Below are 15,665 nucleotides of genomic sequence, written 5' to 3'. Positions count from 1 at the left end.
GATGCGGTCAGCCGCCCTACCCACGAATTTCACGCAGGGCGGATAACGCGGCGCGTTACCCGCCGTTGCGCCAGGAGAACCCCATGAACGTACTCATCATCGGCAGCGGCGGTCGTGAACATGCCCTGGCCTGGAAAGTCGCCCAGGACCCGCGCGTGGCGAAGGTCTTCGTCGCCCCGGGCAACGCCGGCACCGCCACCGAAGCCAAGTGCGAGAACGTCGCCATCGACGTGCTGGCCCTGGAGCAACTGGCCGACTTCGCCGCGAAGAACGTCCAGTTGACCATCGTCGGTCCCGAGGCGCCGCTGGTGGCAGGCGTGGTCGACCTGTTCCGCGAGCGCGGCCTGGATATCTTCGGCCCGACCGCCGGCGCCGCCCAGCTGGAAGGCTCGAAGGCCTTCACCAAGGACTTCCTCGCCCGCCACCGGATCCCCACCGCCGCCTATCGCAACTTCACCGAGGTCGAGCCGGCCCTGGCCTACCTGCGCGAGCAGGGCGCGCCCATCGTCATCAAGGCCGATGGCCTGGCCGCGGGCAAGGGCGTGATCGTCGCCATGAACCTGGACGAAGCCGAAGCCGCCGTGCGCGACATGCTCGCCGGCAATGCCTTCGGCGACGCCGGCTCGCGCGTGGTGATCGAGGAGTTCCTCGATGGCGAGGAGGCCAGCTTCATCGTCATGGTCGACGGCCAGAACGTGCTGCCGATGGCCACCAGCCAGGACCACAAGCGCGTCGGCGATGGCGACAGCGGGCCGAACACCGGCGGCATGGGCGCCTACTCGCCGGCCCCGGTGGTCACCGCCGAGGTCCACCAGCGGGTGCTGGACGAAGTGATCTACCCGACCGTGCGCGGCATGGCCGAGGAAGGCAACGTCTATACCGGCTTCCTCTATGCCGGCCTGATGATCGACAAGAGCGGCGCGCCCAAGGTCATCGAATTCAACTGCCGCTTCGGCGATCCGGAAACCCAGCCGATCATGGTCCGCCTGGAGTCCTCCCTGGTCCTGCTGGTCGAGGCCGCCCTGGCCAAGGCGCTGGACAAGGTCGAGGCGACCTGGGACCCGCGTCCGACCGTGGGCGTGGTACTGGCCGCCGGCGGCTATCCGGGCGACTACGCCAAGGGCGAGGTCATCGAAGGCCTGGCCGAGGCCGCCGCGCTGGACGGCAAGGTGTTCCACGCCGGCACCGCGCTGAAGGATGGCCAGGTGGTCACCTCCGGCGGCCGCGTGCTCTGTGCCACCGCCATCGGCGAGAGCGTGTCCGCCGCCCAGCAACAGGCCTATCGCCTGGCCGAGAAGATCCGCTGGAACGGCTGCTTCTACCGCAAGGACATCGGCTACCGTGCCATCGCCCGCGAGCGCGGCGAGTCCTGACCGGGCCCGAAGCCGCGGGCGCCGCATGGCGCTTCCGCGGCCTATGCCGTTGCCACGGCCACTTGGCTATAATCCGGCCATTCACCTTCGAAGGGACTTCGCCGTGGTACGGCTTCGGATCGCCATAGGACTACTCGTCAGCTTCCTGCTGCTTCTGCTCGGTCCGATGTCGCCGGCGGTCGCGGACGACGCCGGCGTTTCCAGCGTTCCCCTGCAAACCACCGCCACCACCCCCAGCGTCAACCAGAACTGGCGCCTGCTGCGCGACGAGAGCGCGCAACTGCGGATCGCCGACGTCCTCCAGCGCAAGGAGCAGTTCCGCCCGCTGGCCAAGCGCTCCTTCATCTTCCCCGCCAGCCCCCAGGCGGTCTGGCTGCAGGTCCAGCTTCCCGCGCAGAAGGTGCCGAGCTGGCTATGGATCTTCGCCCCGCGGGTGCAGTACCTGGACTACTACCTGGTGCAGGACGGCCAACTGGTGCGGGACCAGCACACCGGCGAGTCGCGACCGTTCCAGGAGCGCCCGCTGCCCTCGCGCTCCTACCTGTTCTCGCTGCCGGTCGACGGCAAGCCGATGACCCTGTACGTGCGGATGACCTCCAACCATCCGCTGATGGCCTGGTTCGACCAGATCGACGAAGCCGGCCTGGTCGGCCTGGAGAAGCCCGCCTACGCCTTCGGCATGCTGCTCGGCGGCATGCTCCTGCTGCTGATGTACAACCTGATCCGCTTCGCCTACTCGCGCAGCGCCAGCAGCCTGTGGCTGGCGGCGGTGCACGCGGCGCTGGCGGTCTGCGCCGCGGCGAACCTGGGGCTGGTGGCGTTCTGGCTGCCGGGACTCAAGTTCAACCAGTCGCTGACCGCCGACCTCGGCGCCCTCGGCGCCGCGGTGAGCCTGCTGTGGTTCGCCTGCAGCTTCTTCCGCGGCACTGCGGAAAGCCGCCTGAACCGCCTCCTGCAAGGCGAGGCGCTGTTGATCCTGGCGGTCGGCGCGATCATCGCCTTCACCCAGCAACTCTGGTTCAGCTGGCTGATCTACCTGCTGGTGATCCTCAGTTCGCTCAGCGTCCCGCTGATCGCGGCCTGGCACTGGTATCGCGGCTACCAGCCGGCGCGCCTGATCGTTGCCGGGATGATCGTGTTCAACGCCGGCTTCATGGTGTTCCTGCCGGTACTGTTCGGCACCAAGCAACTCGATCCGGGCTGGCTGGTGCTCGGCGTGTTCAGCTTCGCCACCCTCGCCGGGCTGGTCCTGAGCGTCTCGCTCACCGAACGCCAGCGGCTGATCCAGCAGCTCAACCTGCAACAGCGCACCAGCGAGGCGGCGCACACCGCGGAATTGCAGACCAAGGCCGAGTTCCTGGCCAAGATCAGCCACGAGATCCGCACGCCCATGAACGGCGTGCTGGGCATGACCGAACTGCTCCTCGGCACCCCGTTGTCGGCGAAGCAGCGCGACTACGTGCAGACCATCCACAGCGCCGGCAACGAGCTGCTCACGCTGATCAACGAGATCCTCGACATCTCCAAGCTGGAGTCCGGGCAGATCGAGCTGGACGAAGTGCAGTTCGACCTCAACGCGTTGATCGAGGACTGCCTGGATATCTTCCGGGTCAAGGCCGAGCAGCAGCGCATCGAGCTGATCAGCTTCACCCAGCCGCAGGTGCCGCGGGTCATCGGCGGCGATCCGACGCGCCTGCGCCAGGTGGTCCTGAGCCTGCTGGACAACGCGTTCAAGCAGACCGAGGAAGGCGAGATCCTGCTGGTGGTGGCCCTCGACGACCAGGGCGAGACACCGCGCCTGCGCATCGCCGTGCAGGACAGCGGCCACCCGTTCGACGCCAAGGAGCGCGAGGCGCTGCTCACCGCCGAGCTGCACAGCGGCGACTTCCTTTCCGCCAGCAAGCTCGGCAGCCACCTCGGCCTGATCATCGCCCGCCAACTGGTGCGGCTGATGGGCGGGGAGTTCGGCATCCAGTCCGGCAGCAGCCAGGGCACCACCCTGTCGCTGACCCTGCCGCTCGACCCGCAGCAGTTGGAGAACCCCACCGCCGACCTCGACGGCCCGCTGCAGGGCGCCCGGCTGCTGGTGGTGGACGACAACGAAACCTGCCGCAAGGTGCTGGTGCAGCAGTGCAGCGGCTGGGGCCTGAACGTCAGCGCGGTGTCGTCCGGCAAGGAGGCGCTGGCCCAGTTGCGCACCAAGGCGCACCTGCGCGAGTACTTCGACGTGGTCCTGCTCGACCAGGACATGCCCGGCATGACCGGCATGCAACTGGCGGCGAAGATCAAGGAAGACCCCAACCTCAACCACGACATCCTGCTGATCATGCTCACCGGGATCAGCAACGCGCCGAGCAAGATCATCGCCCGCAACGCCGGGATCAAGCGCATCCTGGCCAAGCCGGTGGCCGGCTACACGCTGAAGGCGACCCTCGCCGACGAACTCGCCCAGCGCGGCGTCAGCGGCGTCACCAACTACCTGCAACCGGCCAAGGAAGCGCAGGCGCCGAGCCTGCCGAGCGACTTCCGGATCCTCGTCGCCGAGGACAACAGCATCTCCACCAAGGTCATCCGCGGCATGTTGAACAAGCTCAACCTCCAGCCGGACACCGCCAGCAACGGCCAGGAGGCGCTCAGCGCGATGAAGGCGACCCAGTACGACCTGGTGCTGATGGACTGCGAGATGCCGGTTCTGGACGGCTTCTCCGCCACCGAGCAGCTCCGCGCCTGGGAAGCCCACGAACAGCGCCCGCATACCCCGGTGGTGGCGCTCACCGCGCACATCCTCAGCGAACACAAGGAACGCGCGCGGCTGGTCGGCATGGACGGGCACATGGCCAAGCCGGTGGAGCTGTCGCAATTGCGTGAGCTGATCGCCTACTGGGTCGGCGAACGCGATCGCCGCCGCCAGGGCGACGCCCTGCCCTCCTGAGGGCAGCGACGTGCTCCGGCGCTGCACCCGGCCTCCGCCACGGCGGATAACCGCAAGCGGCTATTCGCCCTACGCCCCGGTGGTCCCGGCTCCCTTAGGGCGCATGACGCCAACGGCGTTATCCGCCGACATCCGGCCTCGTTGTCACATGCCACGCGAACCGGCATATTGCCAACCCGCCGGACATCGCACCGGCCCGTCGCACGCTATGCTCATGCCCACACCCGGACCGGAAGCGCCTCCATGCATTTGCTGTTCAGCGTCTACCTGAAGATGCTGGTGCTCTATAGCCCCTTCTTCGTGCTGTCCTGCTTCATCAGCCTCAGCCGCGGCTTCGGCCCGCGCGACCGCAAGCGCATGGCCTGGCGGGTGGCCCTGGCGGCGCTGATCGCCAGCGTCGCGCTGTACCTGTTCGGCCGCTACATATTCATCCTCTTCGGTATCACCGCCGACGCCTTCCGCATCGGCGCCGGCAGCGTGCTGTTCATCTCCGCGGTGGGCATGGCCCAGGGGCGCGCGGCGGTGCAGAGCGACAACGTGCAGCAGGACGTGACCATCGTCCCGCTGACCATTCCTCTCACCGTCGGCCCCGGCACCATCGGCGCGCTGCTGGTGATGGGCGTCGGCCAGGGCTGGGAGGCCAAGCTGATCTCCCTGGTGGCGATCTTCCTCGCCTGCCTGACCCTCGGCACCACGCTCTATCTTTCCGACCGCATCGAACGCCTGCTTGGCGACCAGGGGCTACAGATCGTCAGTCGCCTGATGGGCCTGTTCGTCTGCGCACTGGCGGCGCAGATCATCGTCACCGGCCTGAAGGGTTCGCTGTTCCCAGGCTGAGCGCACCAGCCTGAGGCGGACGCCCTGGATGCCGCGCCCTGACGCACCGCGGTGGTGCCAGGACGGAGCGACGGCGTTCCCATGGACGCGCCGCCGGCGGCAAGGAGAGAGGTCAGCGCGACGCATCCCCTTCCGGTGCCCACGGCGCCTTCTCCCTCGATATCCGGCGAAAACCCGTTGAAAACGCCGCCTTCCCCGGCACAACCAGGCCTGCTCGGCATGCTTCCCCGGCGACTCGCGGCGCCTTTTCGCCGACCGATACCGGCCAGCGCCAAGAAGAGGCACAGCCTTTGCTCTGGAGCCTCGACGAAGAGATCCAGGCCGCAGTGCGCACCCCGCCGTCCACCGGACGGATGCCCGACGACAAGCACGACGCCTCCTGAAAACTGCCGCCCCGACCGCTGGTGAATGGAGAACAACACCAATGAAACGTCGCAGTCTGCTCAAGGCCTTCACGCTGTCCGCGTCCATCGCTTCCATGGGCCTGTCCTGGTCCATCCAGGCCGCCGAAACCATCAAGGTCGGCATCCTCCACTCGCTGTCCGGGACCATGGCGATCTCCGAGACCACGCTGAAGGACATGGCCCTGATGACCATCGACGAGATCAACGCCAAGGGCGGGGTCAACGGCAGGAAGCTGGAGGCGGTGGTGGTCGATCCCGCGTCGAACTGGCCGCTGTTCGCGGAAAAGGCCCGCCAGTTGCTGACCCAGGACAAGGTCGCGGTGGTCTTCGGTTGCTGGACCTCGGTGTCGCGCAAATCGGTGTTGCCGGTGTTCGAGGAACTCAACGGATTGCTGTTCTACCCGGTCCAGTACGAGGGCGAGGAACTCTCGCCGAACGTCTTCTATACCGGCGCGGCGCCGAACCAGCAGGCGATCCCGGCGGTGGAGTACCTGATGAGCGAGGACGGCGGCGGCGCCAGGCGCTTCTTCCTGCTCGGCACCGACTATGTCTACCCGCGCACCACCAACAAGATCCTGCGCGCCTTCCTGCACAGCAAGGGCGTGGACGACAAGGACATCCAGGAGGTCTACACGCCGTTCGGCCACAGCGACTACCAGACCATCGTCGCCGACATCAAGAAGTTCGCCGCAGGCGGCAAGACCGCGGTGGTCTCCACCGTCAATGGCGACTCCAACGTGCCCTTCTACAAGGAACTGGCCAACCAGGGCCTGGAAGCCACCGAGGTGCCGGTGGTGGCCTTCTCCGTAGGCGAGGAAGAACTGCGCGGCATCGACACCAAGCCGCTGGTCGGCAACCTCGCGGCATGGAACTACTTCGAGTCGGTGAGCAATCCGGTCAACGAGAAGTTCGTCGCCGACTGGAAAGCCTACGCCAAGGCAAAGAACCTGCCGAACTACGGCACCGCGGTGACCAACGACCCCATGGAAGCCACCTACGTCGGCATCCACATGTGGGCGCAGGCCGTGGAAAAGGCCGGCAGCACCGAGGTCGACAAGGTTCGCGAGGCGATGGCCGGGCAAAGCTTCAAGGCGCCATCCGGCTACACGCTGGTCATGGACAAGAGCAACCACCACCTGCACAAGCCGGTGATGATCGGCGAGATCCAGGACGACGGCCAGTTCGAAGTGGTCTGGAAGACCCCCGAGCCGCTTCGCGCGCAACCCTGGAGCCCGTTCATCCCGGGCAACGAGAAGAAGCCGGAGCATGCGCTGAAGAGCAACTGAGTTCTGCCGTGAAGAACCCTGCCCCCCTGACCAGGCGTTCCCCTGAACGGAACGGGAACGCCCCGGTCGCGCGCCTAACGGCCCCCTCGTCCTCCAGGGAGAGGGCGGGGGACCGGCCATACCGCACGTCGCCCAGGAACCCCAGCATGCCCCTTGCCCTCCTCACCCGCCCGCTCCATGCCTGTGTCCTGGTCCTGGCCGCCCTTCTCGCGGTGACGGCCTACGCCGGACCGGCGCAGGACTTCGCCGCTGCCGACAACGGCGGTCGCGCCCACCTGCTCGAACACTGGGCGGCGACGCCCGACGCCGATCGCCTGGCCTTTCTCGAAGCGCTGCGCCACAACCGCATTGCGCTGGACAGCCGCCAGCAGCCATTCATCCTCGGCGCCGACCAGCGTTTCCAGGCCGCCGAAGGCGACGCCCTGCCGGACGGCGAGCCGAAGCCGCTGCGCCTGAACAATCGCCTGCGCGGCCTGCTCAACACCGCCCTGGCCAGCCACCAGTTGGTGGCCAACGAAGTGCCGCTGCGGCAGGCCGCCGCGCAGCAGTTGCAGAAAACCGCCAAGGCCGCGCAACGGCCGCTGCTCGAAGCGCGCCTGCGGATCGAGAGCGACGCTGGCGTGAAGGAAGCCCTCGGCCTGGCCCTGGCCAACCTGCAACTCGGCGATCCCGACCCGGCGCTACGCCTTTCCGCCGTGCGCCTGCTCGGCGAGTCCGGCGATCCGCTGGCGCGAACCCGCCTGGAGAACCTGCTCGACCCGGCGGTGGAACCGGAGGAAGGCGTGCGCATCGCCGCCGCCACCAGCCTGGCCCAGGTCAAGCGCCGGCTGCTGGTCGGCGACCTGCTCGGCCAGGCCTTCAGTGGCCTGTCGCTGGGCTCGATCCTGCTGCTCGCGGCGCTCGGCCTGGCGATCACCTACGGCCTGCTCGGGGTGATCAACATGGCCCACGGCGAAATGCTCATGCTCGGCGCCTACTCCACCTACGTGGTGCAACTGCTGTTCCAGCGCCTGGCGCCGGAATGGCTGGCGCTCTACCCGTTGCTGGCGCTACCGGTGGCGTTCTGCGTCAGCGCCGCCATCGGCATGGCCCTGGAGCGCACGGTGATCCGCCATCTCTACGGCCGGCCGCTGGAAACCCTGCTCGCCACCTGGGGCATCAGCCTGGTGCTGATCCAACTGGTGCGGATGCTGTTCGGCGCGCAGAACGTCGAGGTAGCCAACCCGGCCTGGCTGTCCGGCGGCATCCAGGTGCTGCCGAACCTGGTGCTGCCGTGGAACCGCATCGTCATCATCGGCTTCGCCCTGTTCGTGCTGCTCCTCACCTGGCTGCTGCTGAACCGTACGCGGCTCGGCCTGAACGTCCGCGCGGTGACCCAGAACCGCAACATGGCGGCCTGCTGCGGGGTGCCCACAGGGCGCGTGGACATGCTCGCCTTCGGTCTCGGCTCGGGCATCGCCGGGCTCGGCGGGGTAGCCCTGTCGCAGGTCGGCAACGTCGGCCCGGACCTCGGCCAGGGCTACATCATCGACTCCTTCCTGGTGGTGGTGCTCGGCGGCGTCGGCCAGCTCGCCGGCAGCGTCCTCGCCGCCTTCGGCCTCGGCGTGGCGAACAAGATCCTCGAACCGCAGATCGGCGCGGTGCTGGGCAAGATCCTGATCCTCGCGCTGATCGTCCTGTTCATCCAGAAACGCCCGCAGGGACTGTTCGCCCTGAAAGGGAGGGTCATCGATTGAACCAGCCACTCACCGTCACCCTCGCCCGCCGGGCCGGCGGCCGCGTCACCGCTATCGCGCTCGGCGCAGCCTTCGCCACGCTGCTGGCCATGCCGCTGCTGCACCTGCTGCCGGCGGACAGCGCGCTGCACCTCTCGGCCTACAGCCTGACCCTGACCGGCAAGATCCTCTGCTACGCCATCGTCGCCCTCGCCCTCGACCTGGTCTGGGGCTACGCCGGCCTGCTGTCCCTCGGCCACGGGCTGTTCTTCGCCCTCGGCGGCTACGCCATGGGCATGTACCTGATGCGCCAGGCCTCCGGCGACAGCCTGCCGGCGTTCATGACCTTCCTTTCCTGGAACGAACTGCCCTGGTACTGGGCCGGCACCCAGCACTTCCTCTGGGCGCTGTGCCTGGTGGTGCTGGTGCCCGGCGCGCTGGCCTTCGCCTTCGGCTACTTCGCCTTCCGCTCGCGGATCCGCGGCGTGTACTTCTCGATCATGACCCAGGCCCTGACCTTCGCCGGCATGCTGCTGTTCTTCCGCAACGAGACCGGTTTCGGCGGCAATAACGGCTTCACCGACTTCCGCAGCATCCTCGGCTTCCCGATCACCGCGCCGGGCACCCGCGCCGCCCTGTTCCTCGCCACCGTCGCGCTGCTCGCGGCCAGCCTGCTGCTCGGCTGGCGCCTGGCGCGAAGCAAGTTCGGCCGGGTCCTCACCGCGCTGCGCGACGCCGAGAACCGCCTGATGTTCTGCGGCTACGACCCGCGCGGCTACAAGCTCTTCGTCTGGACCCTGAGCGCGGTGCTCTGCGGCCTCGCCGGCGCGCTGTTCGTGCCGCAGGTGGGGATCATCAACCCCAGCGAGATGTCGCCGACCAACTCCATCGAGGCCGCCGTCTGGGTCGCCCTCGGCGGACGCGGCACCCTGCTCGGCCCGCTGCTCGGCGCCGGCGTGGTGAACGGCGCGAAGAGCTGGTTCACCGTGGCCTTCCCGGAATACTGGCTGTTCTTCCTCGGCGCGCTGTTCATCGTCGTCACCCTGTACCTGCCGCGCGGCCTGCTCGGCCTGCTGCGCAAGGAGAAGGAGCAATGAGGACCACCCCGCACCTGATGCTCGAACCGGCCTTCCACCCCGGCCTCGATACCGCCGGCAGCGGCCGCGACGCCATCGGCCTGGGCGCCGCCACCAGCGGCCGGCTGGACGCGCGCCACGGCACCATCCTCAGCCTGGAAGACATCAACGTCAGCTTCGACGGCTTCAAGGCCCTGCGCGACCTGACCCTCTACATCGGCGTCGGCGAATTGCGCTGCATCATCGGCCCCAACGGCGCCGGCAAGACCACCCTGATGGACGTGATCACCGGCAAGACCCGCCCGCAGAGCGGTACCGCGTATTTCGGCGACACCCTCGACCTGACCCGCATGAGCGAGGTGCAGATCGCCCAGGCCGGGATCGGCCGCAAGTTCCAGAAGCCCACGGTGTTCGAGGCCCTGAGCGTGTTCGAGAACCTCGAACTGGCGCAGAGGGCCGACAAGTCGGTGTGGGCCAGCCTGCGCGCGCGGCTCGACGGCACGCAGAGGGAACGCATCGAGGAGGTGCTCGCCACCATCCGCCTGCTGGAGTCGCGGCAGCGTCCGGCGGGTTTGCTGTCCCACGGCCAGAAGCAGTTCCTCGAGATCGGCATGCTGCTGGTGCAGGAACCGCAGTTGCTGCTGCTCGACGAGCCGGTGGCGGGCATGACCGATGCCGAGACCGAATTCACCGCCGAGCTGTTCAAGTCCCTGGCGCGCAAGCACTCGCTGATGGTGGTGGAGCACGACATGGGTTTCGTCGGCAGCATCGCCGACCATGTCACCGTGCTGCACCAGGGCCACGTGCTGGCCGAAGGCTCGCTGGCGGAGGTACAGGCCGACGAACAGGTGATCGAGGTCTACCTCGGTCGCTGACGCCAGCCATCCGCTCGGCGGGTAGCGCCTGCCAAGTGGCGCCCGTCGCGTAGGGCGAATGACCGCTCGCGGTTATCCGCCGAGCCAGGTTGGGAATCGCAGTGAAGAACCATCACGGGACAAATGGAAGAGAACCATGCTGCAAGTCGACAAGCTCCACCAGTACTACGGCGGTAGCCATATCCTCCGTGGCCTGAGCTTCGAGGCGAAGGTGGGCGAGGTGACCTGCCTGCTCGGTCGCAACGGGGTGGGCAAGACCACCCTGCTGCGCTGCCTGATGGGCCTGGTCCCGGCCCGCGAGGGCCAGGTCGCCTGGGAAGGCCGTTCGCTCACCGGACTCAGGCCGCACCAGCGGGTCCGCGCCGGGATCGCCTACGTGCCGCAGGGACGGGAAATCTTCCCCCGGCTGACGGTGGAAGAGAACCTGCTGATGGGACTGTCCCGTTTCAGCGCCAGGGACGCCCGGGCGGTGCCGGACTTCATCTACGAGCTGTTCCCGGTCCTGCGCGAAATGAAACAGCGCCGCGGCGGCGACCTCTCCGGCGGCCAGCAGCAGCAACTGGCGATCGGCCGCGCCCTGGCCAGCCAGCCGCGACTGCTGATCCTCGACGAACCCACGGAAGGCATCCAGCCTTCGGTGATCAAGGAGATCGGCACGGTCGTCCGCAGCCTGGCGGCGCGCGGCGACATGGCGATCCTGCTGGTCGAGCAGTTCTACGACTTCGCCGCCGAACTGGCCGACCAATACCTGGTGATGGCGCGCGGCGAGATCGTCCAGCAGGGCCGCGGCCGCGACATGGAGAGCGAGGGCGTGCGCGGGCTGGTGGCGATTTGAACGGACTGGGACACACTGCCGCTGGCGCAACCGGGGCCTGCGCTGGCAATCTCTATGCCCTCGTCTTTCCGCAGGAGGTCGAAATGACCGTCACTCTGCGCCCGGCCGTCCAGGCCGACGCGGGCTTCGCCGCGCTCTGCGTCGCCGCCGCCTATGCCCCGTGGATCGCGGTGATCGGCCGCAAGCCCTGGCCGATGACCCAGGACTACCACGAGGTGATCGCCAGCGACCGGGTCCTCATCGCCGAGCACGACGGCCAGCCGGTCGGCCTGCTGGTGACGCGGGAAACCGCCGACGGCTTCCTCGTCGACAACCTCGCCGTGCTTCCCGAATGCAAGGGCCAGGGCATCGGCCGACAACTGCTGGAGCGTGCCGAGCGCGACGCAACGAGCCTCGGCTACCGCTCGCTGTACCTCTACACCAATGAGCGGATGACGGAAAACATTGAGCTCTACGCCAGGGTCGGCTACCTCGAATACGAACGCCGCCAGGAAGAGGGATTCCGCCGCGTGTTCATGCGCAAGGCCCTGGCCTGACCCGACCGATGACCGCCGCCCTCCCCGACCTGAGCTTCCACCCCGCCTGGCACGCCCAACTGGAGCTGGCCTACGCCCGCGCCGGCGACGCCACCCGCCCGGTGACGCGGCGCCACTCCGGACCGCTGCGGGTGCAGAAGCACCTCTACGCCGAAGGCCCGGAAGTCTGCCAGCACATCCTCGTGCATCCGCCCGGCGGCATCGCCGGCGGCGACAGCCTGGCCTTCGACGTGCGCCTCGGCGAACGCGCCTGGGCCCAGCTCACCAGCCCCGGCGCGGCCAAGTGGTACCGCGCCGCCTGCCCGTCGCGGCAGACCCTGGAGATCCACCTGGAGCCCGGCGCCACCCTGGAATGGCTGCCGCAGGAAAGCATCGTCTTCGCCGGCGCCCAGGCCGAACTGGAAACCCGTATCCAGCTGCGCGGCGACGCCCGCCTGTTTTACTGGGACATGGTCGCGCTCGGCCGCCCGGCCAGCGGCGAGCGCTTCGCCAGCGGCCACTTCGTCGCGGCCCTGGACATCCGTCGCGACGACCGCCTGCTCTGGCACGAGCGCCAGCGCATCGACGGCGGCGACCGCCTGCTCGACTCGCCGATCGGCCTCGCCGGGCATCCGGTGCTGGCGACCCTGGTCGCCAGCGGCGAGATCGACACCGACCTGCTGCAACGCTGCCGCGCGCTCCCCTGCGCCGGCCGCGGCAACCTCAGCCAGTTGCCCGGCGGCCTGCTGGTGGCGCGCTGCCTGGCCGACGAGGCGCTGCACGCGCGAGCCTGGCTGATCGAACTCTGGCGCCTGCTGCGGCCGGCGCTGCTCGGCCGCGAGGCCGTTCCCCCACGCATCTGGAGTACCTGAGATGGACTTGTCCCCCCGCGAGAAAGACAAGCTGCTGATCTTCACCGCCGGCCTGCTCGCCGAGCGCCGGCTGGCACGCGGTCTCAAGCTGAACTACCCGGAGGCGGTGGCGCTGATCTCCGCCGCCCTGCTGGAGGGCGCGCGCGACGGCCGCAGCGTCGCCGAGCTGATGCACTACGGCACCACCCTGCTGAACCGCGAGCAGGTGATGGAGGGCGTGCCGGAGATGATCCCGGACATCCAGGTGGAGGCCACCTTCCCCGACGGCACCAAGCTGGTGACCGTCCACCAGCCCATCGCCTGAGGCCGGCCATGAGCGCTTCGATCCGCGACGCCGGCGTCGCCGACCTGCCCGGCATCCTCGCCATCTACAACGACGCCGTGGGCAATACCACGGCGATCTGGAACGAAACCCCGGTGGACCTGGCCAACCGCCAGGCCTGGTTCGACACCCGCGCCCGCCAGGGCTACCCGATCCTGGTGGCGAGCGACGCCGCCGGCGAAGTGCTCGGCTACGCCTCCTACGGCGACTGGCGACCCTTCGAGGGCTTCCGCGGCACCGTCGAGCACTCCGTCTACGTGCGCGACGACCAGCGCGGCAAAGGCCTCGGCGTGCAACTGCTGCTGGCGCTGATCGAACGTGCGCGGGCCCAGGGCCTGCACGTCATGGTGGCCGCCATCGAAAGCGGCAATGCCGCCTCGATCGGCCTGCACCGGCGCCTCGGCTTCGAGATCAGCGGGCAGATGCCGCAGGTGGGCCAGAAGTTCGGCCGCTGGCTCGACCTGACCTTCATGCAACTGAACCTCGACCCGACGCGCAGCGCGCCCTGAGCCCCAAGGAGCCCCCATGATCCCCGGTGAATACGACATCCAGCCCGGCGATATCGAACTCAACGCCGGCCGCCGCACCCTCGCCCTGAGCGTGGCGAACACCGGCGACCGGCCGATCCAGGTCGGCTCGCACTACCACTTCTTCGAGGTCAACGACGCCCTCGCCTTCGACCGTCCGGCCACCCGTGGCATGCGCCTGAACATCGCCGCCGGCACCGCGGTGCGCTTCGAACCGGGGCAGAGCCGCGAGGTGGAGCTGGTGGAAATCGGCGGCGGACGGCGGGTATACGGCTTTGCCGGGCGGGTGATGGGGGACCTCTAGGGCCCATTCCCAACTGGCCAGGTCCGAGGAAAGACAGCGAACACCGACGATCGCCAAAGGAGCGTTCGATGAAAATCAGCAGACAAGCCTACGCCGACATGTTCGGCCCCACCGTCGGCGACCGCGTGCGCCTGGCCGACACCGACCTGTGGCTCGAGGTGGAACGGGACTTCACCGTCTATGGCGAGGAAGTGAAGTTCGGCGGCGGCAAGGTCATCCGCGACGGCATGGGCCAGAGCCAGCTGGGCGCGGCGCAGGTGGTCGACACGGTGATCACCAATGCGCTGATCCTCGACCACTGGGGCGTGGTCAAGGCCGACGTCGGTCTCAAGGACGGGCGCATCCAGGCCATCGGCAAGGCCGGCAACCCGGACATCCAGCCCGGGGTAAACATCGCCATCGGCGCCGGCACCGAGGTGATCGCCGGCGAGGGCATGATCCTCACCGCCGGCGGCATCGACACGCACATCCACTTCATCTGCCCGCAGCAGATCGAAGAGGCGCTGATGAGCGGCGTCACCACCATGATCGGCGGCGGCACCGGCCCCGCCGCCGGGACCAACGCCACCACCTGCACCTCCGGTCCCTGGCACATGGCGCGGATGCTCCAGGCCGCCGACGCCTTCCCGATGAACATCGGCTTCACCGGCAAGGGCAACGCCAGCCTGCCGCTGCCGCTGGAGGAGCAGGTACTCGCCGGCGCCATCGGCCTGAAGCTGCACGAGGACTGGGGCAGCACCCCGGCGGCGATCGACAACTGCCTGGAGGTCGCCGAGCGCCACGACATCCAGGTGGCGATCCACACCGACACCCTCAACGAATCCGGCTTCGTCGAGACCACCCTCGGCGCCTTCAAGGGCCGCACCATCCACACCTACCACACCGAGGGCGCCGGCGGCGGCCACGCACCGGACATCATCAAGGCCTGCGGCTTCGCCAACGTGCTGCCCAGCTCGACCAACCCGACACGGCCGTTCACCCGCAATACCATCGACGAGCACCTGGACATGCTGATGGTCTGCCACCACCTCGACCCGGCCATCGCCGAGGACGTGGCCTTCGCCGAGTCGCGCATCCGCCGCGAGACCATCGCCGCCGAGGACATCCTCCACGACCTCGGCGCGTTCAGCATGATCAGCTCCGACAGCCAGGCCATGGGCCGGGTCGGCGAAGTGATCACGCGCACCTGGCAGACCGCCGACAAGATGAAGCGCCAGCGCGGCCGCCTCGACGGCGACGGTGCGCGCAACGACAACTTCCGCGCCAGGCGCTACATCGCCAAGTACACCATCAACCCGGCGATCACCCACGGCATCAGCCATGAAGTGGGCTCCGTCGAAGCCGGCAAGTGGGCCGACCTGGTGCTCTGGCGCCCGGCCTTCTTCGGCGTCAAGCCGAGCCTGATCCTCAAGGGCGGGGCCATCGCCGCCAGCCTGATGGGCGACATCAACGGCTCGATCCCCACGCCGCAGCCGGTGCACTACCGACCGATGTTCGCCAGCTACGCCGGCAGCCGTCACGCGACCAGCCTGACCTTCGTCAGCCAGGCCGCCTTCGCCGCCGGCGTACCGCAGCAGCTCGGCCTGCGCAAGGCCATCGGCGTGGTCAGCGGCTGTCGCGGTGTGCAGAAGACCGACCTGATCCACAACGGCTACCTGCCGACCATCGAGGTCGACGCACAGAACTACCAGGTACGCGCCGACGGCCAGTTGCTCTGGTGCGAACCGGCGGACGTGCTGCCGATGGCGCAGCGCTATTTCCTGTTCTGATTCCCACGCGACGGGTCCCGGCG

General features: G+C 68.4%; 14 protein-coding genes. All 14 read left to right on the top strand.

Annotation, left to right across the window (positions count from 1 at the left end):
• The first annotated feature begins 83 nt into the window (after positions 1-83).
• Positions 84-1,373, top strand: a complete 1,290-nt coding sequence (gene purD, locus ACTJJX_RS01185; protein WP_003121117.1) for a phosphoribosylamine--glycine ligase — start codon at positions 84-86, stop codon at positions 1,371-1,373.
• Between the two features lie 103 nt (positions 1,374-1,476).
• Positions 1,477-4,305 (top strand): hybrid sensor histidine kinase/response regulator RetS, encoded by a 2,829-nt coding sequence (gene retS / locus ACTJJX_RS01180; RefSeq protein ID WP_003095412.1) that lies wholly within the window; start codon positions 1,477-1,479, stop codon positions 4,303-4,305.
• A gap of 243 nt (positions 4,306-4,548) precedes the next feature.
• Complete coding sequence (locus ACTJJX_RS01175; protein WP_016852182.1) at positions 4,549-5,142, top strand: MarC family protein; 594 nt, start codon at positions 4,549-4,551, stop codon at positions 5,140-5,142.
• 424 nt (positions 5,143-5,566) lie between these two features.
• Positions 5,567-6,832 (top strand): urea ABC transporter substrate-binding protein, encoded by a 1,266-nt coding sequence (gene urtA / locus ACTJJX_RS01170; RefSeq protein WP_016852183.1) that lies wholly within the window; start codon positions 5,567-5,569, stop codon positions 6,830-6,832.
• A gap of 146 nt (positions 6,833-6,978) precedes the next feature.
• Entirely contained in the window at positions 6,979-8,568 is a 1,590-nt protein-coding gene (gene urtB, locus ACTJJX_RS01165) for an urea ABC transporter permease subunit UrtB (protein ID WP_003105141.1), read from the top strand.
• Positions 8,565-9,644, top strand: coding sequence for an urea ABC transporter permease subunit UrtC (gene urtC / locus ACTJJX_RS01160; protein ID WP_003105139.1), 1,080 nt, complete (start codon positions 8,565-8,567; stop codon positions 9,642-9,644). The genes urtB and urtC overlap by 4 nt, the downstream gene beginning before the upstream one ends.
• Positions 9,641-10,498: an urea ABC transporter ATP-binding protein UrtD gene (gene urtD / locus ACTJJX_RS01155; protein WP_003105136.1), complete on the top strand. Its 858-nt coding sequence runs from the start codon at positions 9,641-9,643 to the stop codon at positions 10,496-10,498. Before urtC ends, urtD begins: the two co-directional genes overlap by 4 nt.
• Before the next feature lie 136 nt (positions 10,499-10,634).
• Positions 10,635-11,333 (top strand): urea ABC transporter ATP-binding subunit UrtE, encoded by a 699-nt coding sequence (urtE, locus tag ACTJJX_RS01150; RefSeq protein ID WP_003105134.1) that lies wholly within the window; start codon positions 10,635-10,637, stop codon positions 11,331-11,333.
• 83 nt (positions 11,334-11,416) lie between these two features.
• Complete coding sequence (locus ACTJJX_RS01145) at positions 11,417-11,869, top strand: GNAT family N-acetyltransferase (protein ID WP_003121119.1); 453 nt, start codon at positions 11,417-11,419, stop codon at positions 11,867-11,869.
• Positions 11,870-11,877: 8 nt separating this feature from the next.
• Positions 11,878-12,720, top strand: a complete 843-nt coding sequence (locus tag ACTJJX_RS01140) for an urease accessory protein UreD (protein ID WP_003123539.1) — start codon at positions 11,878-11,880, stop codon at positions 12,718-12,720.
• Between the two features lies 1 nt (position 12,721).
• The gene (locus ACTJJX_RS01135) at positions 12,722-13,024 is read left to right on the top strand and encodes an urease subunit gamma (protein ID WP_003099389.1); all 303 of its coding nucleotides are present in this window, start codon (positions 12,722-12,724) and stop codon (positions 13,022-13,024) included.
• A gap of 8 nt (positions 13,025-13,032) precedes the next feature.
• Positions 13,033-13,551 carry an L-methionine sulfoximine N-acetyltransferase gene (locus tag ACTJJX_RS01130; protein WP_003146239.1) on the top strand — a complete coding sequence of 173 codons (519 nt, stop codon included), beginning with the start codon at positions 13,033-13,035 and terminating at the stop codon, positions 13,549-13,551.
• Between the two features lie 16 nt (positions 13,552-13,567).
• Positions 13,568-13,873: an urease subunit beta gene (locus ACTJJX_RS01125; protein WP_003095450.1), complete on the top strand. Its 306-nt coding sequence runs from the start codon at positions 13,568-13,570 to the stop codon at positions 13,871-13,873.
• Positions 13,874-13,941: 68 nt separating this feature from the next.
• Complete coding sequence (gene ureC, locus ACTJJX_RS01120) at positions 13,942-15,642, top strand: urease subunit alpha (RefSeq protein ID WP_003095453.1); 1,701 nt, start codon at positions 13,942-13,944, stop codon at positions 15,640-15,642.
• Positions 15,643-15,665 lie beyond the last annotated feature (23 nt).

The sequence above is a fragment of the Pseudomonas sp. 22490 genome, from assembly GCF_052044465.1.
Classification (GTDB): Bacteria; Pseudomonadota; Gammaproteobacteria; order Pseudomonadales; family Pseudomonadaceae; genus Pseudomonas; species Pseudomonas aeruginosa.
This window is presented reverse-complemented; position numbering and strand designations above follow the sequence as displayed.